Annotated in this window: 40 protein-coding genes and 1 pseudogene; 1 reads left to right on the forward strand and 40 read right to left on the reverse strand. The window is 40.1% G+C overall.

The annotated features are described in order from the left end of the window. Positions 1–5: 5 nt before the first annotated feature. The 14 genes from NSQ99_RS19285 to NSQ99_RS19350 form a co-directional block, all read right to left on the reverse strand. Positions 6–881 carry an alpha/beta fold hydrolase gene (locus NSQ99_RS19285; protein WP_340838544.1) on the reverse strand — a complete coding sequence of 292 codons (876 nt, stop codon included), beginning with the start codon at positions 879–881 and terminating at the stop codon, positions 6–8. Between the two features lie 135 nt (positions 882–1,016). Continuing rightward, a complete protein-coding gene (locus NSQ99_RS19290; protein ID WP_340838545.1) occupies positions 1,017–1,475 on the reverse strand; it encodes a GNAT family N-acetyltransferase in 459 nt (152 codons plus the stop codon). A 21-nt stretch (positions 1,476–1,496) separates the two neighbouring features. Continuing rightward, complete coding sequence (locus NSQ99_RS19295) at positions 1,497–1,961, reverse strand: RidA family protein (RefSeq protein ID WP_251667259.1); 465 nt, start codon at positions 1,959–1,961, stop codon at positions 1,497–1,499. Beyond that, entirely contained in the window at positions 1,906–2,508 is a 603-nt protein-coding gene (locus NSQ99_RS19300) for a histidine phosphatase family protein (protein WP_340838546.1), read from the reverse strand. Before NSQ99_RS19300 ends, NSQ99_RS19295 begins: the two co-directional genes overlap by 56 nt. A 38-nt stretch (positions 2,509–2,546) precedes the next feature. Further along, a complete protein-coding gene (locus NSQ99_RS19305; protein WP_340838547.1) occupies positions 2,547–3,350 on the reverse strand; it encodes a hypothetical protein in 804 nt (267 codons plus the stop codon). A 48-nt stretch (positions 3,351–3,398) separates the two neighbouring features. Then, the gene (locus NSQ99_RS19310; protein WP_340838836.1) at positions 3,399–4,235 is read right to left on the reverse strand and encodes an inositol monophosphatase family protein; all 837 of its coding nucleotides are present in this window, start codon (positions 4,233–4,235) and stop codon (positions 3,399–3,401) included. 2 nt (positions 4,236–4,237) lie between these two features. Further along, complete coding sequence (locus NSQ99_RS19315) at positions 4,238–4,876, reverse strand: CPBP family intramembrane glutamic endopeptidase (RefSeq protein ID WP_340838548.1); 639 nt, start codon at positions 4,874–4,876, stop codon at positions 4,238–4,240. Between the two features lie 49 nt (positions 4,877–4,925). Next, positions 4,926–5,597 (reverse strand): AlkZ-related protein, encoded by a 672-nt coding sequence (locus NSQ99_RS19320; protein WP_340838549.1) that lies wholly within the window; start codon positions 5,595–5,597, stop codon positions 4,926–4,928. Positions 5,598–5,729: 132 nt separating this feature from the next. Next, positions 5,730–6,428 (reverse strand): HAD family hydrolase, encoded by a 699-nt coding sequence (locus tag NSQ99_RS19325; protein WP_340838550.1) that lies wholly within the window; start codon positions 6,426–6,428, stop codon positions 5,730–5,732. Between the two features lie 9 nt (positions 6,429–6,437). Then, a complete protein-coding gene (locus NSQ99_RS19330) occupies positions 6,438–6,983 on the reverse strand; it encodes a nucleotidyltransferase family protein (protein ID WP_340838552.1) in 546 nt (181 codons plus the stop codon). A gap of 4 nt (positions 6,984–6,987) precedes the next feature. Beyond that, the gene (locus NSQ99_RS19335; protein ID WP_340838553.1) at positions 6,988–7,380 is read right to left on the reverse strand and encodes a zinc ribbon domain-containing protein; all 393 of its coding nucleotides are present in this window, start codon (positions 7,378–7,380) and stop codon (positions 6,988–6,990) included. Between the two features lie 5 nt (positions 7,381–7,385). Continuing rightward, a complete protein-coding gene (locus tag NSQ99_RS19340) occupies positions 7,386–7,790 on the reverse strand; it encodes a hypothetical protein (protein ID WP_340838554.1) in 405 nt (134 codons plus the stop codon). A 12-nt stretch (positions 7,791–7,802) separates the two neighbouring features. Then, positions 7,803–8,501 carry a metallophosphoesterase gene (locus NSQ99_RS19345; protein ID WP_340838555.1) on the reverse strand — a complete coding sequence of 233 codons (699 nt, stop codon included), beginning with the start codon at positions 8,499–8,501 and terminating at the stop codon, positions 7,803–7,805. A gap of 33 nt (positions 8,502–8,534) precedes the next feature. Then, positions 8,535–9,479 (reverse strand): acetamidase/formamidase family protein, encoded by a 945-nt coding sequence (locus NSQ99_RS19350; RefSeq protein WP_340838556.1) that lies wholly within the window; start codon positions 9,477–9,479, stop codon positions 8,535–8,537. A gap of 104 nt (positions 9,480–9,583) precedes the next feature. Here NSQ99_RS19350 and NSQ99_RS19355 point away from each other — a divergent pair, with 104 nt between their 5' ends. After that, positions 9,584–9,991 carry a hypothetical protein gene (locus NSQ99_RS19355; protein ID WP_340838557.1) on the forward strand — a complete coding sequence of 136 codons (408 nt, stop codon included), beginning with the start codon at positions 9,584–9,586 and terminating at the stop codon, positions 9,989–9,991. Between the two features lie 52 nt (positions 9,992–10,043). Here the strand turns inward: NSQ99_RS19355 and NSQ99_RS19360 are convergent, their stop codons facing one another. The 26 genes and pseudogenes from NSQ99_RS19360 to yqeK form a co-directional block, all read right to left on the reverse strand. Beyond that, positions 10,044–10,652, reverse strand: coding sequence for a hypothetical protein (locus NSQ99_RS19360; protein ID WP_340838558.1), 609 nt, complete (start codon positions 10,650–10,652; stop codon positions 10,044–10,046). Between the two features lie 33 nt (positions 10,653–10,685). Further along, on the reverse strand, positions 10,686–11,144 hold the full coding sequence (locus NSQ99_RS19365; RefSeq protein ID WP_340838559.1) for a GNAT family N-acetyltransferase: 459 nt from the start codon (positions 11,142–11,144) through the stop codon (positions 10,686–10,688). A gap of 58 nt (positions 11,145–11,202) precedes the next feature. Then, positions 11,203–11,409: a hypothetical protein gene (locus tag NSQ99_RS19370; RefSeq protein WP_340838560.1), complete on the reverse strand. Its 207-nt coding sequence runs from the start codon at positions 11,407–11,409 to the stop codon at positions 11,203–11,205. Further along, on the reverse strand, positions 11,406–11,951 hold the full coding sequence (locus NSQ99_RS19375) for a GrpB family protein (RefSeq protein ID WP_340838561.1): 546 nt from the start codon (positions 11,949–11,951) through the stop codon (positions 11,406–11,408). The genes NSQ99_RS19370 and NSQ99_RS19375 overlap by 4 nt, the downstream gene beginning before the upstream one ends. 17 nt (positions 11,952–11,968) lie before the next feature. Continuing rightward, positions 11,969–12,673, reverse strand: a complete 705-nt coding sequence (locus tag NSQ99_RS19380; protein ID WP_340838562.1) for a class I SAM-dependent methyltransferase — start codon at positions 12,671–12,673, stop codon at positions 11,969–11,971. A gap of 14 nt (positions 12,674–12,687) precedes the next feature. Continuing rightward, positions 12,688–13,053 (reverse strand): VOC family protein, encoded by a 366-nt coding sequence (locus NSQ99_RS19385; protein WP_251667244.1) that lies wholly within the window; start codon positions 13,051–13,053, stop codon positions 12,688–12,690. Between the two features lie 13 nt (positions 13,054–13,066). After that, positions 13,067–13,855, reverse strand: coding sequence for a class I SAM-dependent methyltransferase (locus NSQ99_RS19390; RefSeq protein WP_340838563.1), 789 nt, complete (start codon positions 13,853–13,855; stop codon positions 13,067–13,069). 83 nt (positions 13,856–13,938) lie between these two features. Beyond that, positions 13,939–14,442, reverse strand: a complete 504-nt coding sequence (locus NSQ99_RS19395; protein WP_251667242.1) for an HIT family protein — start codon at positions 14,440–14,442, stop codon at positions 13,939–13,941. 166 nt (positions 14,443–14,608) lie between these two features. Continuing rightward, the gene (locus NSQ99_RS19400; RefSeq protein ID WP_340838564.1) at positions 14,609–15,256 is read right to left on the reverse strand and encodes an HAD family hydrolase; all 648 of its coding nucleotides are present in this window, start codon (positions 15,254–15,256) and stop codon (positions 14,609–14,611) included. A 68-nt stretch (positions 15,257–15,324) separates the two neighbouring features. After that, positions 15,325–15,753, reverse strand: a complete 429-nt coding sequence (locus tag NSQ99_RS19405; protein WP_340838565.1) for a GNAT family N-acetyltransferase — start codon at positions 15,751–15,753, stop codon at positions 15,325–15,327. Positions 15,754–15,798: 45 nt separating this feature from the next. Then, entirely contained in the window at positions 15,799–16,434 is a 636-nt protein-coding gene (locus NSQ99_RS19410) for a histidine phosphatase family protein (protein WP_340838566.1), read from the reverse strand. A gap of 17 nt (positions 16,435–16,451) precedes the next feature. Then, the gene (locus NSQ99_RS19415; protein WP_340838567.1) at positions 16,452–17,063 is read right to left on the reverse strand and encodes a hypothetical protein; all 612 of its coding nucleotides are present in this window, start codon (positions 17,061–17,063) and stop codon (positions 16,452–16,454) included. A 71-nt stretch (positions 17,064–17,134) separates the two neighbouring features. Next, positions 17,135–17,611 (reverse strand): DinB family protein, encoded by a 477-nt coding sequence (locus NSQ99_RS19420; protein WP_340838568.1) that lies wholly within the window; start codon positions 17,609–17,611, stop codon positions 17,135–17,137. Next, positions 17,604–18,095, reverse strand: a complete 492-nt coding sequence (locus NSQ99_RS19425; RefSeq protein ID WP_340838569.1) for an NUDIX hydrolase — start codon at positions 18,093–18,095, stop codon at positions 17,604–17,606. The genes NSQ99_RS19420 and NSQ99_RS19425 overlap by 8 nt, the downstream gene beginning before the upstream one ends. Before the next feature lie 255 nt (positions 18,096–18,350). Beyond that, entirely contained in the window at positions 18,351–18,611 is a 261-nt protein-coding gene (locus NSQ99_RS19430) for a hypothetical protein (protein WP_251667234.1), read from the reverse strand. Between the two features lie 23 nt (positions 18,612–18,634). After that, positions 18,635–19,117 carry a hypothetical protein gene (locus NSQ99_RS19435; protein WP_340838571.1) on the reverse strand — a complete coding sequence of 161 codons (483 nt, stop codon included), beginning with the start codon at positions 19,115–19,117 and terminating at the stop codon, positions 18,635–18,637. A gap of 24 nt (positions 19,118–19,141) precedes the next feature. Further along, the gene (locus NSQ99_RS19440) at positions 19,142–19,657 is read right to left on the reverse strand and encodes a GNAT family N-acetyltransferase (protein ID WP_340838572.1); all 516 of its coding nucleotides are present in this window, start codon (positions 19,655–19,657) and stop codon (positions 19,142–19,144) included. Positions 19,658–19,670: 13 nt separating this feature from the next. Next, positions 19,671–20,471 carry an aminoglycoside adenylyltransferase domain-containing protein gene (locus tag NSQ99_RS19445; RefSeq protein WP_340838573.1) on the reverse strand — a complete coding sequence of 267 codons (801 nt, stop codon included), beginning with the start codon at positions 20,469–20,471 and terminating at the stop codon, positions 19,671–19,673. 16 nt (positions 20,472–20,487) lie between these two features. After that, positions 20,488–21,030 (reverse strand): annotated as a pseudogene (locus NSQ99_RS19450) (AAA family ATPase). A 34-nt stretch (positions 21,031–21,064) separates the two neighbouring features. Next, complete coding sequence (locus tag NSQ99_RS19455) at positions 21,065–21,580, reverse strand: DinB family protein (RefSeq protein ID WP_340838574.1); 516 nt, start codon at positions 21,578–21,580, stop codon at positions 21,065–21,067. Between the two features lie 69 nt (positions 21,581–21,649). Next, positions 21,650–22,213, reverse strand: coding sequence for a GNAT family N-acetyltransferase (locus tag NSQ99_RS19460; protein WP_340838575.1), 564 nt, complete (start codon positions 22,211–22,213; stop codon positions 21,650–21,652). A 6-nt stretch (positions 22,214–22,219) separates the two neighbouring features. Next, the gene (locus tag NSQ99_RS19465; RefSeq protein WP_340838837.1) at positions 22,220–22,783 is read right to left on the reverse strand and encodes a YdcF family protein; all 564 of its coding nucleotides are present in this window, start codon (positions 22,781–22,783) and stop codon (positions 22,220–22,222) included. Between the two features lie 43 nt (positions 22,784–22,826). Continuing rightward, positions 22,827–23,258 (reverse strand): NUDIX hydrolase, encoded by a 432-nt coding sequence (locus tag NSQ99_RS19470; RefSeq protein ID WP_251667227.1) that lies wholly within the window; start codon positions 23,256–23,258, stop codon positions 22,827–22,829. 42 nt (positions 23,259–23,300) lie between these two features. Continuing rightward, positions 23,301–24,041, reverse strand: coding sequence for a class I SAM-dependent methyltransferase (locus tag NSQ99_RS19475; protein ID WP_340838576.1), 741 nt, complete (start codon positions 24,039–24,041; stop codon positions 23,301–23,303). Between the two features lie 260 nt (positions 24,042–24,301). Beyond that, the gene (locus NSQ99_RS19480) at positions 24,302–25,162 is read right to left on the reverse strand and encodes an aminoglycoside phosphotransferase family protein (protein WP_340838577.1); all 861 of its coding nucleotides are present in this window, start codon (positions 25,160–25,162) and stop codon (positions 24,302–24,304) included. Between the two features lie 61 nt (positions 25,163–25,223). Continuing rightward, on the reverse strand, positions 25,224–25,841 hold the full coding sequence (gene yqeK / locus NSQ99_RS19485) for a bis(5'-nucleosyl)-tetraphosphatase (symmetrical) YqeK (protein ID WP_340838578.1): 618 nt from the start codon (positions 25,839–25,841) through the stop codon (positions 25,224–25,226). Positions 25,842–25,876 lie beyond the last annotated feature (35 nt).

A 25,876-nucleotide genomic window follows, 5' to 3' on the forward strand; every position in this document is an offset into this window, starting at 1 on the left:
CACTTCTATAGAATATGTTCCATGATTTCCTTGTTAATGAGGCTTGGTTGCTCATGATTAATCGCATGCCCTGCATCTTTAATAATTTTGTAATTCATATCATAATGGACAAGCCTTTTTATTGCTTTAGGGTAATGTGATAGTCGGTCTTGCTCCCCAATAATAAATAATGCCTTGCTCCTTGTATCCGATAGATCCATATTATTGTCGATGTTGATCTTGTGCTGCATCATCGATTCGTTATTAAAGTACTTCAATAAATAATACCAATGCTTCATTAATAGTTCATTATTCTCAAATGATTGATAATTAGCCCCGCAAAGCTTCCTTAATAGCTTTTTGCAGCTCTTCTCCGTTGGGAACATTGCCTCCGGCAAAAAAGCAGCCATCATCTTCGTAAACACTTCAAATTGACCTGCGGGAATACCACCCGCTAAGCATATCGCTTTATTTATACGATTAGGCCTGTTTAAGGTATAATAATATGCCAGAAATGCACCATACGATATGCCGCATATATTAGTCTTACCGATCTTAAGCGCATCTAGAATCTCATCTATCCAAGTAATCTGATTAAAGCTCTTATAGTATTGCTCATTTGGCTCGCTTTTTCCAGAGCCGCCGATAGCATCGACAGCAATGACATAAAAGTGTTCACTTAATTGCTCAATATTATAGATCCACATCATGGCCGAATTATCCGCCGTTCCGTGTAATAGCAATAATGGTGGATTTTGAGGATCACCTGCTTTAATGATATGCGTATGACCATATGTAGTCTCTATATCCTTCTCCTTTATACTCACGCCCCAGTCATCAAGAAGCTTGTCATAGGATTCGAATATCAATTGTCTGCCTAGTGGACTTTTATATCGTTTCATTGCTTTCTGCACCCTCTTCCTAATTGCTTTCAAACTGTTCTACGGTCGCATCTATAAGAGAAACCTACCTAATGAGCTTTTTAGGTAGGTTTCTATGCTGGATATTTTTCTTTCTTACATATTGTCTGTTGCAAACTATACCATTAATTTGTATATCATTTCATCGTAAGCATTTGTCTTATTCTCACTAACAAAAAGCAGGCTTTCGTACAAGCTTTGGGCTCTATCGTTTGCCTTTTCTACAGTTAATGAAATCTCTTTACAATTTGGATGCTGTTGCGTAATAAAGTCGATTATGGTCTTCATGCTTTGTTTACCGTAACCTTTACCTTGAAACTCCTTTGCAATTTGGAAACCACCAATCCAGTAATTATCTTCGCTTCCCGGCGTGTAACTTAAATAGAAAAATCCAATGATAGCTCCGTTCAAATCTATAATATACGGATCTAACGCTTCATCCCAAGGTTTAATATGTGCATACGCAATACCTTCCATGACAGAGGGTACCCAAGGTTTCTGATACTCCGCTACCGTTATCTTTATTGCATCTTCCCAATTGTTTCGAGTTATTGGTCGAATCGTAATGCTGTCCAAGTGATCACCTTCTTAAGCTTGTTAGTTAGATATTTCATCTTCAACTTCAAATATGGTATCGACGATAATAGGGAGATTATCCCTTACCGAAACTGCACCTAGCACGGATCTGGCATGTACTCCCTTCTGTTCAAACACTTCATACATAAGCTCAGAGAATCCATTTAATACTTTGTGATGTTCTTCAAATTGGGGCTCGGCATTAACGAAGCCTTGTACTTTTACCACTCGCTTCACTCGGTCCAGTGTACCTAATTCTTCTTTGACAACAGCGAGAACCTCCAGACCGGCCTGTCTTGCATAGGTATAGCCATCCTCTGTCGTAAATTCTTTTCCAAGCTTTCCTTTGACGTGATCGGTCGGTCCTTTTCCTGACACATACATCAGTCCATTTACAATAACAACGTTAGTATAGCTTGCTGCTGGATTGCTAGCTTTCGGCAGTATGATCCCAAGCTCCAGCAAACGTTCTTCTATTCTCCCCATCATAAACACCCTTTTCTTTTTTGAAGATATATACCCTTCCATTTTCCGGTTTATAAAACCTATCTCCTATATAGCCGCGCTCAATTAGAGCTTTTCTTAAAACCATCATAAATGCCCCGTGAGTAACGATTAATACATTTCTCCCTTTATAGCCTTCTTCGATCTCATTTAATATGTGGTTAGCTCTGTTGCTTGTTAAGCTTCTACTCTCCTGTGAAGAATGATTAAAGATCCAGCCCGCTCTCCCTAAAAACAGCCACATATTTAAGTGCAGCTTCAATTTCGTCTGAAACAGCGGTTTAATGTCGATTTCTCTTAAATGCGGAGTAATGACTGGCTTTCCTTGATAGAGCCTCTCTGTCGTTTGAAGTGCTCTGTCCATATCACTAGAGTAGCAGCAATCCCAATCTGAGACTGTTATCATTGTGTTTTCTTCAATGCTAGCACGATTATAATGATCAACCCACTCACTGAACTGCTGTGCCGACATCCAGTATTTCGTTGTATGTTCTTCTACCTTAAAATGTCGTACAATTCCGATTTTCATGAACACCTCGCGTTTTTGCTTTGCTCTACAACTTGAGTTTATGAGTAGCCGCCCGATGCTTCTGGTAGTGCTTTATATTCTTCATGTGAATTAATGATCTCAATAATCATATCCACCAGTGACTTAAACCTTTGGTGTTTTTGCTCATTGGTAAAGCCACCACTCCAGCCGATCGTCTGCTCTTCCCCATTGCGTTCAACAACAAAGATATAACCAACCGTTGGTTCACCGTTTACACCCGCACTAAACTCAGGATAATCAAAGAGGTTAATTTCTTGCATTTTCTCATAAATACGCTTCTTCTCGTCATCCGTTAGTACTAGGTCTGTTTGTATTAATCCATCGATGATAAGATCCTTCGTGAAGGTGTTCTCAAACGTATCTAATTTGTTTTTATGTAGCACTCCATAGCTGAACGTAAAATTAAAATCATCCGGGTACTGGTATTTATCTTGATCATCCGTTACGTATATGTTCATGTTACAGCATATCGAAGTATTGTATTGAATAACAACGAGAATCTCATCATCGTTTGAGCCTTTAATAAACCGCTGCTTCAATTGACCTTGATTATTCGTATAAATATAAGAAACCTCAACATCTTTATAGCTTTTGACATAGCTGTACTTATACCCATCTTCCGTTTCATATGTGTGTATTCTTATTTCTGGATCATTTCTTGCAGCCTCCAACCACGGATCTATTACGGATTGATGCTGTGGCTCTACTTTATTTAACTCATATGAGAAAAGAAATGGCTTGGTGTCTTGTTTCGTACCATTAAGAGAGCATCCTGTCACTAACAGAATGATTGCTGCCAATGTCATTACTAACCATCTCATTTTGCCTCACCTGCCTCTCGCCTCTTAGCAAGTTTATAGAGCGTGCGCTCACCTCGCACGAAAGCTACCGCTTTCTAGATGTTGATAGCTTAGCCCTTCTCTGACGATAGCTAGTAGATCCTCTTTATGATCTGGATGGCATGCGATGAGATATGGCTGCTCGTTCATCCCTTTGAATGGATTCCCTTCAAAATCGATAACAACACCACCCGCTTCTTGCACCATGAGAAGGCCAGAATATAAATCATCGCCTTCAGAGTTATAGAGCACAATTCCATCAATATCTCCTTTAGCGAGCATGCACCATTGAAGGGTCGGCGCCCATAGCCTCATCATTCTTTTAAATTTGAGGTCGATATGCTGTCTTAGCTTTGTAGCTCTGCTATCATTCTGTACGACGTGACCTTGGATCCAGCCTATATTCCCTTTAAGTAGAGTCGGATTACTTCTCACCTGCAGAGGACGCTCGTTGCAATAGCTGCCTTGGCCTATAACCGATACAAACAAACGATCGGTTAACGGCTCATAGATGACTCCGAGCACAGGCTCTCGCTGATACATTAATGTAATGGATGTCGTAAATATAGGAAGCCCTATTGCAAAATTGTTCGTACCGTCTAATGGATCGATTAGCCATAACCAATCGTTCTCTTGTCCGATGCTCCCGGCTTCCTCGCTATGTATCTGATGATCTGGAAATGCTTCTTGTATCGCATTAATAATAATCTTCTCTGCAAGGTAATCAACCTCTGTAACGACATCACCATGCTGATCCTTCATACTTATCTCATTAAAGTTATCGAATTTTTCTTTAGCAATAAGACCAGCTTGACGTATGACCGTTATAGATAACTCTTTTGCACGTTCAATCGTATTGTAATCCAGCACTATGCACCTCTTAGCTTATTTTTATGTTTTTTAGCAAAGTATATGGTTAATACATTAAATTCAATATGGAGCAGCAATGTAAACATAATGGACTGAGTAAGGTCCGCGATAGCTCCGAAAAAGATCCCACCTATAAAAGCAAACAACATATACCGAATACTTTGTGAGGAGAGCTTATAGTATTGCAGGTGTGCTATCGCGAATAAAAAAGCTGTAATGATGATTGGAAGACTAACAGGCATATACAATATTTCAACAAACTCTGTAGTTTCTAAAGTTTGATTCAAATACGGAAGCAACATTCCTCGGAAAATAATCTCCTCAATAATCGGATACGTAATCGCAAAGTTCACAATGTTAAACCTCCCTACGGGATCATACCCGGAGTACCGTGAAACGACATAATTTACGATAAATATAATGATTAAAGCTGGAATGATGGTTCTAATGTTTATAGGTAGATTGAATACAATATTTCCTTTTAAGATAGGTAGAAGTAGCAAGATCAGCGCGGCCCATATATAGAGAACATAGCGTGACTGTAGCGTACCTCCGCCTAATTTGTAGCAATATTCAACTAATTTATAGGACCACGTAAGCAATATGGATACGGCTAATGCAACCAACAGCAACAGCAAACTACCCCTTCCCCTTTTTAGTCGAATGTTGATTTCGAGAGAAAGTAAGTTACTTGCCAGCGTCAAGCTGTAACTTTTTCATAAAATAACGATAGGCTTTCGTCGAACAGTTCTCGATCAGTTGTGCGCTGAGCAATTGCTTAGCCTCTTCTGCTGAAAGATTAGCTTCATTGATTTGCAAGGAATTCAACCAAAGCTCGGAAGGCTGGTAACACATACTGCTCCAGCCCTCTACTTCTTCATTCTGTTTCACTGCTCCTGTGATGACGATGTCACCGCTATTTTGAAGCTCCACAAGCGACTTTTCATATTCCTTTTTGTCCTCTTTGGCACCTAGTCCCGCTTCCTTACGTAAACGGCGAGAGTCAATAATGTTATGCTCACTTATTATGTTGTAAAGCTGATAAGCCGTTCGTGACATTAGCCCATCGTTGTAACGCTCCCGTACGTCTCGGTTGGATGTAAGTATCGTCCGAACAAGCGGGAAAGCTGGTGCATGAATAAAGGTCGCCTTTGATCCGAAAAACTTACCGTACGCGGCGATCCCATCTTGAACAATACGAACGCGCCATAGCCATGGATCTGATTCCTGATCGGTATGCCAGTCATTGCTAGCTGCAGCAACCGTTAATGAAGGATACTCTGGAACAAATTCTGAGAAAGGAAAAATCTTATATTTCTCTACTAATTGTATAAATTGCTCGTAGCTTATCGGTGGCATAGTATCTCATCCTTTATTGATATTTTTAAGCTGCTCATTAATAGAGTCTGGCTAATCGAGGTCATCCCACACACGAAAAACGCCCACCTTAATGAGCTTTCGTCCAAGGTGAGCGTCTATGATTGTTATGTGTTATTTTATATTATGAACTCCAGATGTAATGAAATCCAGCAGTTCAGCTGGTTTATGCAGCTTAATATAGTTGCTGCTTATATGAGTATTGAACCATACAGCATGTACTGGTGTTAACCCTGCTCGTTCTGCACCTTCTAGTTCGCTAGAGCCGCCATCGCCGACAAACAAAGCTTCTGATGGTTCAACCTGTAATTGATCACATGCTAGCTTATATATTTCACGATCTGGCTTAGCTAGCCCTGCTTGATAGGAGAAAATAACAAGATCCATATACTTTGCTAGCTCGCACTGATCCCATAGTCTAACTTCTTCCTCGGTGCAATTACTAATTAAGCCTAGCTTGAAGCCTCTGCTTTTCAGCTCTGCAAGCATCGTCATCACTTCTTGCTGAGGTTGATGAAAAGGAATTTTCTTCTCCTTGATTCTCTCCTCATATAGATAATAAATCTCCTCTTCCTTGTTGTCTATTCCGTAGCCAGCTAATATGTCTTTAACGACAGCAGGATAGTCTAGAAATGCTCCCGTCATTCTTGCCTGACTTCGGAGTCTCCACTCCTTCTTATATTGCTCATGAGATAAACCAAGGAGCCTTGGATAATCATAAGCTCTTTCGGATATACGTTTCCCTTCAGAAAATTCAGTGACTAATGTTTCGAACAAGTCAAAAAATATAGCTTTAACACCGACAACCATCATCGCGCCCCCCTATGTAATCATCAGCTTGGGCCAATATGTACTCCATCCCTTAGATCGTACGCGCTCACGGTAATAAGCTTCATCTCTAAAGAATTCGCTTTTTCGAACAACTAGATTAAATAAATCGTCTAAGCCATGAGGTGCGATGATCCTTATCTCATTGGTATCGCTTAACGTAATTCCTACAGCTGTCGCTGTTTCCGGCCATCGTTTCATGGAATCCTCAACACTCTCAAAGGGATGGTCATTGTTCTTCACATGCATTCTAGCTTGATTCTTAATTGACCATTGATACACTGGCTTTTTCTCTAGTAAGCTAGCTTCTAGCTCCGTTTCGAGACTCATTAATATATTCTTTGGGTCATAGTAGACAATGTCCACATCATTGAGCGGAGTGTTCTGCTCATAGCCGTGTAAGTAATCCCATACATAGTTCCTAACATAGCCAGCAGCTATCCACCAATGAGGTAAATTCAGTTGTTGTACAAGCTGTAAATCCTCCATTACATTCTCGTTCGTACGCATAATATCTATTAGCTTCGTCTCTAGCTGCATTATATTAGCCTCCAAATAACACATCCATAATCGTGCCTAATTGACCAGATTTCGTTCCTCTTAACACATCTGGATCATAGATCTCTGTAATTCCACAGTTCAAGCATGAAACAAACAGAAAATGCTGATGCTGAATATCTAATAGCTTACTCAAGCCTGTTCCAGTCATCGCTACCTCTTTCACGTTACACGAATCATGCTTACACTTTGAGCAATGAAACCTATTCAATAGTATCTCTTTCACATCAAGATGACTATAATCGTTAGTATCATTTTCTTGTTGATGATCTCCGTTAAGCATTTCATCTAAATGCTCAGGTAAAACCACGTGTTTACATTCTGGACAAGTGGAATGAACTAATTGGACATGGTTACTGCACCAAGGACATTGGATCACAGAGATCACTCCTCTTTATTAAATTTCTCGGTGTACAACTGCTGTAATATGCCGTGCAGCTGCTCATTCAACAAATAATACGTCTCGTTCATGGCAGTCGGTAAAAAATCGAGCGTCAACCGCTCTTCCTCGTATAGTACCAATCTATAAAGGTATCCCACTCTACCTTCTTGATTAGGATCAGGCTCCAAGACCAAATCTTTTATATCATTTAACAAGCTATCGATTTCACTTTTGCTCGTCAGTTTTACTCGTTCACCCGAGCTCCCATCAATAAGCTCAATCATGGTAACATCCATCATATTACCTGGATAGGCTTCTTCGATGGTGATCGGTAATAATGTCGCTTCGTTGTTGCTCTGACATGCAGCTAATAACAATAGTAAGAGGAGGAGTAGAATACGTTTCATCGCATCTCCTTTTTATACAATGTTAGCCTTCTTTATCGAAAAATTCTCGTATTTAGTACCATTAAATATTAAGGCATTTAACTGTAATCCGTAAGCGCAACCTCCATCGATCCCAATCTTATCGTCTGAAAACCAAACATCTGGCGTACCATGAATATCGATGGCTTTGGTATGACCAAAAACTATCTTCCTATCCTTCACCGTTGTTTTGTTACGAATAAACAGCTCCTTAATATAGAGAAAGTCATGTTTCGATGTAAGTCTCCAATCCGCAACAGAGGGATTAATTCCTGCATGTACGTAAATATGATCCTGATCCTCATAATACAATGGCAACGACGATAAGAAGTGAATATGGTCGATATACTTGTCTCGGATGTATTCCATTGCTTCCTCTAGCGTAATATCCTTACTGTTCGTATAGCTAGTAATTGTTTTTAATCCGCCGTGCTCGATGAACTTTTCTTTTACGTCTCGATTGTGGATTAAGTCAACCAGCCGTTGATCGTGATTACCTTTTATAGCAATAGCTCCGTGTTCATTCACTAATTGCATAATCTGTTCTACTACCTCTTTACTTTTCGGGCCCCTATCTACGTAATCGCCAAGCAATACTAACTTATCACGCACAGGGCTGTACTCTACCGCATGAAGCAGTGCGTTCAATTCATCCAAGCATCCATGAATGTCACTAATCATTATCGTTCTCATGTTTTTTCTCCTATTAGATGGCTAGGTAATTCACTAATGTGATCGCAATGCTCCGTGAGCGAGTATAGAATGAACACCTTTAACACCGTTAACAACCTGAGTAATTCTTAAATCAACTATTGTACTTGCGAGTGCAATCGCTTCAACACGATTGACGTTATAAAGCTTGCACATCAGCTTAAGCATTTCATCCATCGCTTGTACGGTTGCTTCATTCAAGTCTTCGTGAAACCCGAAGCATATCCAGCCACTTGGTGTATTGGCTATTGGCATGTTAAGACTCATATCTTGATGTACGGTGAATGTAAGATCGACTAGCTCCATCGGACATTCAATGGCCTGACAGCTGATCTCACCATCCCCTTGTGCGGCATGCCCATCCCCGACAAAGAAGTAACCTCCATCTACTGGAATAGGCAAATATAATACACTGCCTTTCGTTAATTCTTTGCAATCTATATTTCCACCGCAGAAACGTGGCGGCCAAGTACTATGTATACCCGCTTCCTCTGGCGGCATTGCATAGATACCCATAAATGGGTTTAAGCCTACGGAAAATGTGCGACCATTGATCTCCGTGACACCGACCATATTTTGACGATCTAGTGTCCAATTAAGCGTTATTTCTTTATATTGTGTTAGGTTAAGCTTTTGGTTCTGCCAATTCGGATACTCACCTGCAGAATTAAATCCATATGGGCCAGGAATAATGTCATTAATTTTTACCTCTAGAACCATCCCTTTTTTTGCCTCTTCTATCTTGATCGGTCCACTAAGTGCATGTCCTGGATCTAATCCATCTCTTCTGCCAAATGGCTTTATTCGCTTTCCTTCCTCAGACGCTGTTCCCCAGCCCGCATCAAAACATGAATATCGAACGGTATCTCCAGACTTAATCGTTAGTGACGGTTCAAATTCAGCAGACAGTGATCCGTATAGATTATTTCGAGTAGCGTTCATTGTATAAACTGCCATCATTAATCCTCCTTTTATTTCGTGGGATAAATTGACTTAGGCAATGCTGCTAGAATAATTTCACTCCAGTTGGAAACAATCTATAGCGGCGGTGATGAAAAATGCGAATGAACCAACGTATACTAAGCTGCATCTTTATACTCATGATACTGCTTACAGCTATTCCTCAAGCCTCTGCTAATACTGAATCTAGAGCGTACCTATTAGAGCAAGCATTGCTTCAGCAGCTGCATGCTACGATATATCAATCGCTTCAAGAGCTCTATCAAGAGGAATACCCGCAATTTGACGAAGTAAAAATCATCAACATTGAGTCCTATATAACTGGTAACATCCTTTTTCCTACAGATGCCGGCCGCAAAGCATCAGCGAGTGGTGGAGCAACCGTATACAATATTACAGTTGAAGTAAAGGCAATTCATCATGACGAGATCGTGCAGATGGTTATGAATAATGAGCAAGAAGGTTATATGTATACCGTGAAAGATTTAAAGACAAGGAAGCTTGTGGATTAATCGTATAGCTTGCTGAAGTGATCGTAACTAAACACTCTAAAAGTAAGTTAATTTATTTCGGTTCAACTCTTTCTACTATTTCAGCGTAATTTTGATCTATGATCATCATCTGTTCTGTTAACTCATCAATAACTAGGACGGGGTACGGGGCTCCACTCTCTACCGTTTCATATAGCTTTCGATACACCATAATAATAGCATCTAATTGCTCAACTTCTTCATCACTAATGTCATATGATCTTTGTGCTAGAAAGTCTGTATTTAGTCCACTTAAGATTCCATTAACACGATGTAGGCTATGAATAAGGAGGCTCCACTTCGGTCTTAAATCTTTCATAAGATGTGGGCTCAATCTTGCCAAATAATAGCTAATGTTGTTACTCTCTCCATGAGCAACTCTCCACATATCAGTTTGTAGCAAATGCCGCTCTTCATTACTCTCAATATCTTGGTCAGTTACTGCTTCAATGGAATAATTCAAGAAGTTCTCTAAATGATTGGCTAAGTTATTACCGACAAGTGCAATAAACTCCAAGTCTTGTTCACTATGCCATCTTTTTTGACTAACAGCATGCTTATCTTCCATGTAATAACTAATATTAATCAGTACGGATATCAATAACAAAAATATAAGTAATATTCTTAGGTTGCGTTCCTTCACTTGAAACTCCCTTCTATTGCATGTTTACATTTGTTATTGCAGCTCATATGAATAATGGTAGTACTCATTATCTTGCCGATATCCCTTTTGTTCATAGAGCTTCTGTGCAGTTTCATTATTTATAGCGGTAGAAAGGCTGATTCTTGCTGCATTTGTTAATACGCCATAGCTTCTTGCTTCCTCTAGCAGTAGTGAGGCAACACCTTGCTTTCGATGTGATTCAAGCACATATAAGTCATTCAATATCCATATTCGTTTCATCGAAACAGAGGAGTGCGACGGATAAAGCTGCGTAAAGCCAATTGCTTTGTTCTCTTCCTCATCTATCACTAGAAATATAACAGAATCCCGCTGCTGGAATCGATCCTGTATAAACTGCTTTGCCCCGTTCAAATCCGATGTTTGCTTATAAAACACACGATATTCATTAAACAAATAGGCGACATCATCAATCTGCTCTATGGTCGCTTGTTTCATGGTTAGCTTTGACATTGTTTTTCACATCCTCCTTTGAATATAGGCTCAACCCTCGTATTGATAAAATGCGATTCTATTTATTTTTCTTGCTGTCATTAATAATTCCAAACACAATCAATAGAAAAGATACAATATAGAATATGGCCGAGATTACACTATCCCCGGTTATCCGGCTTAAGAAATAGGTTAATATTAAGCCAAGAAATCCCCCTATAAACATAATTAATCCATAGATATCCTTCATAGCCGCTTCACCTAGTTTCCCTGTTATTTTTATCACTTATCACACGAGCCGGGTTTCCAGCCTACTTCCTGAGACCATATATGTGCAAGTTTAATAATATCCCATACGATAGGTCCTTTGCCTTCCACGTACTTTGGTCGGTCATGCTTATATAAGCTCATTAATCTATGTTTTTCTTCAGCATACCTTTTACAATCCTCTGGGTGCACTCTTAGGTAATCTCTAAAAAGCAAAGTCACCTGCTCCGAAAAGCTTCCTGCTTGCCTCACGTGGATATGTGTTCTTCTCGCTCCCGGTATTTCTCTAAAGTATCTTTTCGTTTTATCTGGATTTTCTTCGCGAAGTTGAAATCCGATAGATTCAATATTTGACTTATAACTAAAGACATCCTCATAATTTACAACAGATATTTGAATATCAATGATCGGTTTAGCTTCGAGACCTGCAATTGATGTAGAGCCAACATGATCGATTCGAACAGCTTGCTCCTGCAATACCTCTCTCAGCTGAGTACCTATATCATCGAATGACGTGATCCATTCTGTATTGTATGGAGCAATTCTCCACTGATCTTCCATCAATTAATCTCCCTGCATCACACATTTTGGACTACCCAAGTGACGACATCACTTTCTAATCTAACTCGTTGACCTTCTCTTACAATCTCAATAGCATAAGGCCTAACTATAAGCTTGATGTGATGCCAGCCTTTATATACCCGCTCAAGCTTTTCGATTAAGTGATTTGTTTCGAACAATATTTCATACATCGGCTCTATGCTTTCACCTGTATCGATCATCGTTTCCTTAATTCCTGTGCTGATGATGATACAGTTTATCCCGTCAATCTGTGTACCGAGAATCATATTCACGATTACCTCATCAAAGGTTCTCTCAGAATCGACATGCTCCAGTGCTGACACCGAGACTATCAAATGAAATTCGTTATGTGGGATAGAGTATTCTGATATATCTGACAGGACAGGATGAATTTTATGGCTAACATTATACTGCTCACTATATTGCCCAAGCTTCTTAATCGCAGACTCCAGTAAATCGACACATACGACTTTACCAGCCTTTTCTTTAAAATAGTCAGCAATCGGTATACTATTCCTACCAACACCACTACCTAAATCAAGCACATTTACTTCCTTGTTCTGTTCAAGCATCGGAAGGAGCTCCATTACCGTCTTGACTGGTTTATGCAGCCATGACCCTGGCTTGAATAACTCATCATGCTCATAACAATGGTCATGATACGCTTTCTCACTTTTCCTTATCAGCTGAAGGCGATTCATCTCGCGTCCTCCTATTACCAATGGGCTTGCAGCTTATTACCACACAAATCATAAAAGCAGAAATAATAATGCCCCTCATCCTCTTGCATCTCTTCCACTCTTACCTCTTGCTCTACTAAATGAGAATAAAACGTATGGATGTCTGGACAAGTAAAGCCGATCGAAAATTGTTCGATGCCGTCTGCGGTAAAATGGCCTATAAACCCTTCATCTGCCTTTACTAAAATTAGCAGCGGACCTTCGGGTAGCTCCATCACTGCTAGTTCATCATCCTTCCTTCTACGAAGCTTCAGCCCTAAACAGGTCGTATACCAGCTAATGGCTTCTTCAAGGTTCGCTACTGGTAATCTGAAATAGTGCATCTCGTTAATAAATGACATCTATATCTCTCCCTTATTTTTGTAGGATGACAACCGAATATTGATGCGGAATGCTTAACGGCTCAGAGTATGAACTCAAATATTCCTTAACCTTATTCATAATCCTTCCCTTTACTTCCTCATTCTCGTTCGTTAACCATGACAGTGATCGCACCTTACCGCACCATTCATCTATTCCAAAAACTAGCTGATAGTCATATTGCCACTCGTCGATTATCCGAAAACCAATCCTTTCCCATTCACCAAACCAATTAACTGGAAGCCCATTTCTACGTTCTTTAGCCTCTCCCATGGAGCCAGCAGGCTTCAAATTAGGGATACATTCCTTTATAGCTCTGATGGTTTCCTGAGCTTCTTGTGAATGCTGAGGAACGAATGCTGAATGAATGACAATGAGATATCCTTGCTTCCTGAGATGTTGCATAACTACATGATTGACGATATCCCGGTTAAACCAGTGCCATGATCTTAATGCCGTAATCATGTCATATTGATCGATCGAATTATGAACTAATGACATGCTCTCAGCACTCGTATGAATATACTTAATGGTTTGCCCGATGGATTGATCCATTATCTCAGCTTGATTAATTAGATTTTGTTCTGGCTCTATTCCTGTTACCGTAGCGCCTTGCTGCGACATAGCTCTGCTAAAAATCCCACTTCCAGCCCCTAAGTCTAGTACGTACTTGCCTTTAAAGCTGATGTTTCTTTCAAGAAGCTGCTGAAAGATGATACTCGGCAGTTCATCGCGATATTTCGCATAGTCATGTGCTACGTGGCCAAAATTAACTTTCTTCATTGTAAATTCACCTCTGTTTAGAATTTACAATTTCATACATATAAAGGAAAGCTTATTAATTTAATCATCTCGATAACATATTTTTATGACCCATCAATCTCGGCTCGGAGTGCTTCCCTAAGTAAGTGAATTCCCTCCATAACGCCCTTCATATTCTCTTCAGTATTCATTTCATTCCTAGCGTGCAATAGCACTGGCCGTAATGATTCTACTGACCGTCCTAAGCGATTCATCCACTCATACCTAGGTACCATCCACAAATGAAAATGATGCGTCGTATCTTCGTTATAAAAATAATAAACCTTTTCAATACCAAGTCTTTCTCTTTGCTTTTGTCTAACCTTATGTATTAACGCCATATATTCACTCTGTTCTTCTTCGGTAAGCTCATCTATACAATAAAAATGACGCTTAGATGCGATAATGACAAGGCCTCTAATTGGGTATCCAACGTCTTGATGAACATGGAAATTGCTAGACTCAAAGATGACACCACCAGTCGGAGTAATTAGTCCACTTGTTAAAGCACAGCTTAAGCAATCCACCTCGACGCTTCTTCCATCTGCTAGTAATATTTCTCTTGGCATAAAACACCTCATCACAGTAATCTATGCTATGTTATAAAAAAGACCCAGCCACAGTTTACACTTATATTGGCTGAGTCTTATGTGTCTGTATTTTCTACCATAATTATACATTGAGTGGCTAGTCAACGAAAGCTTTATCTCATAAACATTAAACGTATTAGGTGGGTTATATAAACTGCAATAATTCTCTAATATCTTTAATCTGAGCGTCTGGAAATACACCCATCTGATTCATCTTTACAATATCACCATTATAGGATAGAAAAGTAATCCCCGCTTCCGTAGAGGCTTTCCCGTCAATCCATGCATCACCAACAGATATCCATTCAGTTGATAACGTATCGTTATATACATTCAGCACCTGTAAAAAACCATCGGGAGACGGTTTAAGTGAAGCCATCATTTCTCTTCCAATGAGATGGTCGAAGTACTCCATAATGCTGTTATCCTGCAGCGCTGCTTCAGCCGCTTTCATAGAGTTATTCGTCACAACAACTAGATGATACTTGCCTTTCATACTCTCTAAAAGCTCCACAACTCCGGGCTCTAGCTTAGCCTCTTGCATGCCAATTATTTCGTGCTTCACAGCGATTTTCCACATTTCCTTAATGACATCCTCTGACATCCGATTCGTTAGCAGTGCCTTCTCAATAATTGTTGAAGTGGTATGCTCCTGTAATTTAATATCTGTAGTTAGTATCCCTCTAGACGAAAGAAATGCATATGTCTCCTTCTTCATCAATTCAAAGTCGATATTGGATCGCAGTAATGTATTATCCATATCAAAGATGACCCCTTTTATTGTACGGTACATACTACCCTCCTCCTAATGAAGGTTGTGGTCAACCAAACAATGATAATTTCATCGAGCACTTGCGAACATCACTTGATCTCACCACCATGAATAACACCGAACATTCCTGTCATACCTTCATGCTTGTTAAATCCGTGTCTATTGTAGAACGACTCTTTGCCCTGGGAGGAGAACAATCCCACAAATGCTTTCTCTGGTGCATGCTCCTGTAGATATTGTGTAATGGCCGTCATAATCAAGTCACCAATCCCCCTGCTCCGATGCATAGGCACGACAGCAATATCTTGAATATAGAAATAAATAGCACCATCACCAACTACTCTACCCATCCCCACAACATCACCTCGGAATTCAACAACTACACCAAATAGCGATTGATCGAGAGACTGCTCAGCAACCTCAAAATTAATATAGTCTTTCCAGCCAACCTCAATACAAATCCTCTCATACTCTTGAATTGTTGGCACTCTTCTATGTGTAATATATTCTCTATGCATCGTATCCCCCACCGAATCTTACTAGAATATAATTCGTAACAATCGCTAATTTAGATGTTCTACTGCTGCGAAACGAACGAGGCTAAAGCTACCGTCTTCATATACAAGCTCGGTAATCGAGCACTCCGGTACGAGCTGACTTTGCTGGGTAATAAAATGAGTGTGAAAACGATTAAGGTCGCTTTCCGGAAACGTATTGGCCAAATAATCCGTTATTAACCCGCCATGCGTAACGATGACAATGCTGCGATCTGAAGCATCATTTCCTGATTCTGATGATTCTACCTCTGCCTCTACTAAATCTGCTAGCAAAGAAGATAGTCTCTCACACGCTTGTCTAGCAGAATCCCCTATAGGCGGGATGTAGTCAGGTTCTAGCGTACAACGATCCCACATTTCCACAAATTCCTCAAACGTTTGACCAGGTAAGTCTCCCCAGTTCGCTCGCTCTCGAAGACGATGATCAATATTCACCTCTATATTGGTAGATGTAGATATATGCTGTGCAGTCTCTGTTGCCCTTCTAAGCGGGCTAGCAAGGATAGTATGAATAGGCATGCTGCTGAAATACTGTGCTGTTCGTTGTGCTTGTATCTCGCCTTCTGACGTAATAGGCACATCACCTATCGTTCGTTCTTTAATGGCATGTCTCACCAGATAAACGGTTACTTTATTCATCATCCTGCCCCTTCTCTAATCTATGGTTCAACATGTAATGTGAAGATAATTGCTTTTTCAAATCTAGCTAAAGATTCAGGAGATAAGTCTCCGGTACGTATACCGTTCGTGCTTGTTGCATGTAAACCGAATACATGAATGGACTCACTAGCTTGAAAGGTCATAGGCCGGCTATGCTGTAACAAGCCTTGTGGGCCATATTTTTCATCCCACGGTACTGTAAAAGTGTATACGCTATGTCCAGAGTCATGCCTTACGTTTAATTTTACTTGCTTAAAGATCTCATCATTCTGTAAAGAAACCGTATTAATCGAAATGATGATTTCGATCTCATCACTAGCTATCTGCTCATCTGTAGAAAAAAACAAATCACCTATTGAGCCTGCATTAGACACTTTTTTGCCGTTCTCCCATATATCGATATCTATGCGTACATTAGGCTTATTGCCAGCATAACGAAGCTTAAATGCTCCAGACATCGGACCTAGGAAAGGCTTGAATTTCTCGCCACTACCTTGGAATAGGTCAACAGGAGTTAGCTTTATAGTCGTAGGCTTTACTTTTGAGCTAGGTTCCGCCGTACAACCGACCAAAAAACACATGATGAATAACAGTGAAGCAAGTTTACGCATAGGAACCTCCGTATTTTTACTTCGGCGTAGCTTGTATGTGCACTTGAAAGCTTGATTGTCACTATTCCATACTACTTCAAAGATTTCATATACTTCTCAATCTGCTTTTTATGATGCTTATCGTGAGAGATAAAGCTACGCAAATAACTATGAACAGAAAACTTCTTTTTATCCCCGTCTTTATAGCTCTTTAAGTATGCATCCTCAGATAATCCAGCGATACTATTCACAATGTTCGTTCGATATTCAATAAACTGAGCGATAAGTTCATCCTTTGTTTGAGTTTTAGCATATTCCATAGCATTCTCATTAAATTCATCAAAATCGAGATGCCTAACCGTCAACGGTTGTTCAAGCTCAATCTTCACTATGGCTTCTTCATAGAAGTACTTATCCCACAGCATGATATGGCTCAAAATGTCCTTCATGGACCATTTCCCTTCAGATATTGGCTGACTCCAATCCTTCTCATCGAGTGCTTTTAGCCCTTCCACATAATCAATAAATGCTCTAAATCCTTCGATCATTTCTTCAGCAGTTTTAGCCATTAAGCTCCCTCCTCATTTGATTAAGATAATACACAATTCCTGCTCTATCGATCTCTGAAAATTGCTGAGGCTCTTCATCTAATAGATCGCTTACATCTTGAACTTTCATCCACCTAATACCTGTAGTTTGATCTCCGGCAATGAGTAGTTCTCCTTCTGCTTTGCATCGAAAGTAGTATCCCAGCGAGTCAACGGGACCTTTTACTGTCTGGAATGCTGCAAACGGCTTCACACACTCCACATTAAAATGCGTCCCTTCTGTAACGATTCGCAAATCTTCCCCTTCAATTTCCGTCACGTCTAAGCCCGTTTCCTCTTTGACCTCTCTTCTCAGTGCGTGGATTAGAGATTCATATAACTCGATGCGTCCTCCAGGAAGCTCGATCGTAAGTGGCTCATTCGGCTTAACGCGATTCTGTATAACAATTTCTATGTGACCATGGTTAACTCTTTCAATGATCGCTCTTGCATTGACATAAAACATCCGTCTCACCCCTTCTAATGTTCCTATTTCATATCTACCCTCTTGAATCTAATTAAGTATGGTGACAAAGCAAGGACATTTAATAATGGAATGAGCATAACTCCAAATGTAACTCTAAATCTAGAGCTGATCTAAAAACCCAGATTTCAATACTTGTTTGTAGCCCAATTTTTCCTGACACTTCATGCATTTCTGCATAGTCTCACCTTAATCAGCTTTATTTAATTTTGAGTAATACGTAACAAGATGCGTTTACTATTGATTTCTTAAATACAACCCCGATCTTATACGACGAATAATTCCTACAATGAACAAATACACCAGCATACTTACAGCAAAATCTCTTAAGAAATCAATAATTGTGTAGGAATACCAGTAGGCAACATGTACATTTCCTTGACTATGCGGTAGCAGTGAACTCTTATACGATGTGCTGACATCTAAGGTAGTAACATGAATAATTGGTACTAGTAATGAAAGAACAATTCCAATAAGCACGACCTTACCTTTACTCATAATTCCCCCTATGCACGCAAAAGCTATAATTGTTTTTCCGTTCGCAGCTTAATTACGTTAATCATTAACGCTATGAACATCGAGAAGCTAACAAATAAGAAGCAAGTATTCCAGTTAAAATATTGATTGTTAATATGAATGGAGAGCCCACTTGTGATTGAATTAATATATTCCCAGTCTACAGATCCAAATTGTTCTGCATGGACTTCTGCCAAATAGTCCCGATACTTACGGTAGCTTGCAACTTGGTAGTAGAAGCCCGCTATAAAATGGCATACCAATACAAGAAGTGTAATAATGGTGACTTTGATATGTGCTCTTTTCTTAGTAAGATTAAACCATTGGACTACTAAAACGATGAATAAAATACCTAAAGGTACAAACAGCAGAATGGCGGGATTTCCGTTACCAGAAGAGCTCCCAGGGCGAGGCGTCATTCCATTTCCAAACATGAACAATAGAAATATAACGACAAGATTCAAAAGAAGATATAATACTTTCTTCATATTCCCTCCCCTATTTTGGCTCTTTTACAATGCTTTAATTAAGTAGATTAATAACTCATCATCGACCATAACAGTCTGGCCTGGCTCAACTTGAATATTGTTATAGGTCATTCCTTTTCCATCCATTACATAACCACGTTTGCCATACATAATTTGTGCATTTCCATAGTCTCGATAAAGACCTACGCCTAGCCCTACATATTTAGATTTTTTGGATGCTATACTTTCTAACTCATTAAACAGTCTGCTTGCAATCCCTTTTCGCCTATACTCAGGAAATACATTCAAATCATTTATTTCAGGAATATTCTCGTTTCGAAAGCTGGGATACTCAGATTCGAATAACAAGTGACAACAGCCTGCTGCTCTTCCCTTGTAGAAAGCTAATAACGTTATACGATTATTTTCGATATTTTCTTTAAGGCATCGCTCATAATAATCACCTGAACGGTACCATGGATAGCGTTGAGTAAATTCATAGTCTAGCAGCTTCACTTCATCATGATTGGATAGTTGCTTTATTACAATATCAGCTGTCATGGTTTACCTCTTCCTAATCTCCAATGTATTGACTAATGTAGCTTTTCATTAGCGAAGCATATTCGTCTATATCCGCGACACTCGCTTCAACCATTTCCTCTCTTGACCCTTCATGAACCTCGACTGCACTTTTGACCAGATACTTTAGATGATCAGGAATTTTTTCGAGTGCCCATAGACCCGCTTCTCGCTTGGAGATGATTTCCTTACGTTTAAGATAAGATAGAATTCTACATAATGTAAGGATCTCGTATACAGGATTAGCTTGTATTGCACGAGCTGTATAATTGATCCCATTTAGAATAGAGGAGCGGAAGTCTGCTTCAGGAACTTCGGGGAAAACGTCAGCGATCGGTTCACCGTATACGCATATTCCCTTACTTCTTATTAACGTGAGATGACACGCTAAATCACTATCTGTTGGTGTTTCCGCCCAAAAGCTTTTGTCGCCAGACGCTACGCGTTCTTCATATTCAGCTCTCCAATATTCACTGCTATGTAATTCAAAGGGGGTAGGGTGTTGCCATGGCTTAATGGCGGCCTTCGTAATAAAGCTGATCTCAATCGGTGCAGGATTGTTCGAGATATGCAGCAGCTCCTTAATTAACACGAATCTGGTATCAAGATCTAGCTTATCATTCAGGAGCACAATCATATCGATATCGCTGCGTCTTGGATTGAAGCTATGAAGGGAGAGCGATCCATGAATATACGTCCCTACTAGATTGTCACCGATATATTGAATAAATCTATCATTCAATAGAGTTACTTGATTCCTAATGTCCTGTGGACAGTCTTCCCAGCCATACATCATTAACGTGCACCTCTGTTCAATTGTGATATCGCCCTTCCTGCTCTAATCTAGCCATTATGTCAGTAAGCGTTTCTGCAGGTGTTTGGTTCGAAGAATCTACCCATAGACCGATGCGAGGTGTTTCCTGCAATACTTTATTCAGAGCATCTACCGTCTAAAGGCCATAGCCTTTTTTCGATCTAGTTGCTTCCCGAATAGATACTGACTCCTCATTCGGACATAGAACGACGACATATAAGGGGCTATTGCGAATATAAGATATAAAGTCCTCTAATACTGGACCGATGACAACATCTTGAACGATGACAGTAAAGCCAGCTTCGTAATAAAGGTCTGCTGCTTGTGCTGCAAGACGATAACGAAGCTTTAATTGTTCTAGCTCGGCTTCCTCGGCATCTGGGCTGACCTCCGTTCGATTATTCACAATCATTTTCCGGAAAATATCTCCTCGCAAATGAACAGAGTATTCTATCTGTTCCGCAAGTAATTGTGCAATCGTTGACTTACCGCTAGCCATAATCCCTGTAATTAATATAATGCTAGGCTGATTATTAAACATTTATATACACTACCTTCTATTGTCTTGTAGTCCATTATTCGATCGCTAAGTATTTGGATTTTATAATGTTGAGATGATGAGTCTCATGCCCAGCTATAACATAGGCGCATGCTCTCGCTGATAGCTTATGATCGCTAAACTCTCCCGTTCGGAGCATAGCTTCATCTGAAAGGTTATTGATTAAGCTTACGGTCGCGTTACGTACCGCCGTATAATCCTGAAGCACCATGTTAAAAGGTAGCTGATCGCAAGCTGACATTTCGGCAAATATGTCTCGATCATATCCTGCAAATTCTCTTGCGTCACCGCGCGCAATTCTAAACAGTCTGTAGCTCCATAATCTTTCTACATCAGCGATATGTCCTATAACCGTTTTAAGTGACCATTTATCTGGTGCATATCGACCATTTGCTTGCTCTTCTGTTACGGTATTCAATAACAATAAGCTGTCTGTATTCTGTTTATTTAATATCTCACTAATATTGCCCTCTGTAACTAAATCAATATATTTCTGAGCTATTGGCGTATATTCGCGTTGATCAGGTCTCATAGACGCACCCCCTTATACTAATAGCTGAGCTAATTTTGTTGATCATTGATCGAATTGCTCATTGTTCACCTATTGCTTAAGTAAAGTTTCTAATCTTGTCTTAACTGCATCCCATTCATCGTCAATAATACTGTAGATGACATAGTCCCTGTTGTTATACTTTTTTCTTAAGACACCTTCTTTAGTTGCCCCGATTCGTTCTATCGCTTTCTGTGATGTCAAATGATCTGTCGTCGTTATCAATTCGACTCGTACTGCTTTCCACAACTCGAATGCCTGTGTTAACAGTAAATATTTTGCTTCTGTGTTCACCCTTGTTCTCCAAACCTCTTCGGCATACCACGTCCATCCAATATTCAAATGCTTATGCAGCGTTGAAATTCTTAAGTATCTAGTTGTACCTATGATTCGATTTGTTGTTTTATCTATCACCACATACGGAAATTGTTCACCGGACTCTCTGCCTGTTATGGCGGCTTGAACAAATTCTCTCATCTCGTCTAATGTATTAACTTGGATTGGCAGCTTCTCCCACAGTTTTTCATTCCTAGAGCAATGAAACAGCGGGTCAGCATGCTTGATTTCTATTGGCTGCAGTTTGACCCTTTCACCTTCTAGATCACCAAAGCTCATCAATCATCACTTCCTTACAGCTCCTACTTGATAGATAGCCTTTCGAAAATATTTCCCCGTCTTCTCCAATTCGTTCATTACGACATTAATTCTTCCTTCATGTTGAAACCAGTTATCCTTGGTAATTCCTGTTTTATCAACTACAGGAGCTACATAAAACTCTGTATCTGGGGGAAATACAAACTGATACGTTAGCAATGCTCTGCGAGCATGGTAGTTTTTACACACTAATAACACCTTCTTAGCATCTATCTCTGCTTGTTGTAACACTTTTAATGAATTTCGAGCATTTTCGAAAGTATTGGTAGCTTGATCTTCTTTCAAGATGGCTTCAGAAGGCACGCCTAGCGCTAGGCCTACATCTCGTAAAAACTCCCATTCGGTTGGTTCTGAGTTTTTCGATTGACCACCTGAAGGTAAGATGATCGGTGCCAATCCTTGATGATATAGCTCAGCTGCCCTTTGCATAAGCTGGGGCTGTCTTGCACCTGGAATCAAGATCACATCACTAGGATGTAACGCTGTATCAAAGAACATAAAATTACGAATACAATCAAAGGGATATGTCATCATAGCACCCTCCTGCAGCTCCGTTTCTTATCCAAAACACCCTCTATTCTAGCCACTTTCTTGGACCAATGACATGAAATAACTGCTGAGCATCGAGCCCAATGGCATCATGAATTCGCCGCACTGTAAAGTCGCTAATTGGCTTCGGAAGATCTTCTACCGAGAAATATCCGCATTCTAGTATCTCTGGAGAGCTAGGCTTTGGCATGTCATTCTCCCGAGTAGCTGCTGTAAATACAAAATGGTGCATATCATATTCTGCATCATAATAGATCCCTGTTAGCTGACCTACCGTGACCTCCAGTCCAATCTCCTCTAGCGCCTCTCGCTTAGCCGTTTCCTGTGCTGACTCGTTGATCTCAGATTTTCCACCAGGTAGATCCCAATTGTTCTTTCCGTAGCTATGCTTCACTAGTAAAACACGATCCTCTTGATCCAATATGACAGCTGCTGCGCCCATTAACTTTCCTGACATATTAGCACCCTTCTTTCTATTAAACTAGCTACAAATGTGGTGTTATTGCTCCGTTACCATTCGCTTAGCCTTAATGACGATAAACGAAGGTCTTTTTCTTTCATTCACCATTCTAGGCATTTTCACAAGACCTTCCTTGGTCGCTTCAGGCTCATCGATCTCTTGAATGACTAGCCCATGTCGTATGAGTGTATTCACGAGCGTTGATAGCTTTCGATGGTATTTAATGACACCGTCTATCCCCCAAAACTGGCTTCGCTCTCCTTCCTCGCCATAGTTATCCATTGGCCAATAAAGCGGCTGCTCATTAGCATCTCTTATCCAGCCTGATTGACTTTTATGTGCTAATATGACGGGATGCTCGGTCGAAAACACGAGATAGCCATTCGGCTTCATCCACTTCGTAATGCGCTGAATTAACGCTTCGAAATCTTCTACATAATGAAAGGCTAATGAGCTGACAATGAGATCAAATTGATTATGCTCAAATTCGATATCTTCCATTGAGCTTCGTACGTATTGAATTCGCTCATGTTTTTTGGCATGCTGCAGCATGTTTTCCGATAGATCAACACCGACCACCTGCTGCGCCCCGTTCTCGACTAGATACAAAGCGAGATCTCCGAAGCCACAGCCCAAGTCAGCAATCGTTAGCCCCTCCACTTCGGGAAGCAGCCTTCTCATTGCCGGTTGTTCTATAAAATCGTTATAAGTAATCTTCGAGTCTCTTAATGTTTTATACATATTGAAAAACTGTGGATCGTCATAAAGATTCTGCTTCATCACAAACCTCCTTATCCTCTAAATCTGTTCAGTAACCTAATGTATAAATGACAAAACCCAGCCCTTAAATAGTGTTAGGCTGGGTCATTTGTTGAAGTGTTACCATTATTATACATCCACATCATTATAAATCAAAGAAGGATTTCTTCGATATTGCTAGCCATCCTTCCCGCTCCATTATTCACATTACCTTTAATATGAAGGTTCATATATTGCTTACACATCCTCACGGTTATTCTTCACATGATGTGTATTGCAATCTACAGGAGCTGCTCATGAATTAATCCATTGTCTTGTATTAGTTTTCTTATTCGTTTTAATGTGTTGGGGTCCCTTGGGATATCCGTTAATCGGCTTAGTAAGATCCAGCGCAAGCAAGCCATCGCTTCAAAGGCTTTCAGCTCTTCAGTGGAGTAGTCTGTTAGCTTTACAAATTCTGAAAAGTACATTCCTCCATAGCGAGTGCCAGCATAGAGCTTCATTAAAAATACAGACCATGCGATATCATATCTTGGATCTCCTAGCTGTCCGTTAGTCCAGTCAATGATTGTAAGTTGGCCCTGTTCTTCTAGTACATTTCCCAGATTATAATCACCATGGATGAAGTGTTGCTGTGAGAGTTCTACGGAATTCAAGATGCCCATTAGCTGCTCATAGATATCACTATGCTTCTCTATTCCTGGATAAAAGTAATCTACAAAGTCATAGCTAGGAGCAAGCCTAGCATCTAAGATCTTCACACGATGAACATCAACAAGCATTTGCGCTAATTTCTTTATCATACTCTTATCTAGCTTCGTCATAGGCTTGCCATCGTAGCTCATCAGTAAGACGGAGTGACGATCCTCATTCACTCCCCAGCCATATGGTTTAGAAACTGAGATGCCTTGTTGGAACAGGTTAGCTAGGAGCTCATACTGCCTGCCCACGTCAGGCAATGAGTGTTTATTCCAAATCTTCAGAACAAAGGACTGGTTATGGTTACTCATAGGTGTAAAATTTAGCTGTACTACCTCAGCTTCAAGCCCTGGCGATAGAGGTATTCGTTCATAGTCTGCTGTTGTTAATAAGTTCAACGCTTCTTGCTCAATTTCCATCCACTGAATCAACTGGATATTCATAGGAGTTCCCTTCCTCCATGCCGAGAATCTTTCTATTATTGATCTTCATACAATAGACGCCTTATGAATTTAACTTGCTCAGAAGCTGTTCCCTAGCTGCTATTAACCATGGATGTACTAATTTCAGTTTTGATCTTTGCTCCCAAATATGATTTAAGTAAATGATGATTCCTGCATCGAGATTGCCATTATATACTTCTTCCCGAATATTCAGTAGATATTGATGCTCACCATCCCAAGATATTTTATCTGATATAAATAGCACTTTATCGAGTAGATGTGAGCCTGACTTCAAGGTTGTATGACATTCAATCGCATCAAGTATTTCTTGATCCTTAATGTTAAATAGTTGTTCCGCCATAGCTTTAGATAGCTTTTGGTGAACGATGCGAGCATACTGATATTCCTCTTCCATGATGTCGATCGACAATGCTTGGGCGATCGAAAGCATTTCTCGAACAGGTACCGCATTACTAATATCGTGCAGAAGCGCTGCTTGCTCGGCCTTAGAAGAATCCACTCCGTAGTGTTCAGCAACCCGCTTAGCTTCAGTCGCAACCTTTAACGTATGCTTCCATGTTTCTGGATCGTTATGTGCTGCGAAAAATGACTCTACGTTCTGTGCAAGATGATTGGAAGAGCTAAAATTGAGAGCGTATGGTTCAAGGATTGAATGCATATTAACCTCCGTATATGTAAGAGCTACATAAATTT

The organism is Paenibacillus sp. FSL W7-1287 (assembly GCF_038004245.1).
In the GTDB taxonomy this organism is placed as follows: domain Bacteria; phylum Bacillota; class Bacilli; order Paenibacillales; family Paenibacillaceae; genus Pristimantibacillus; species Pristimantibacillus camelliae.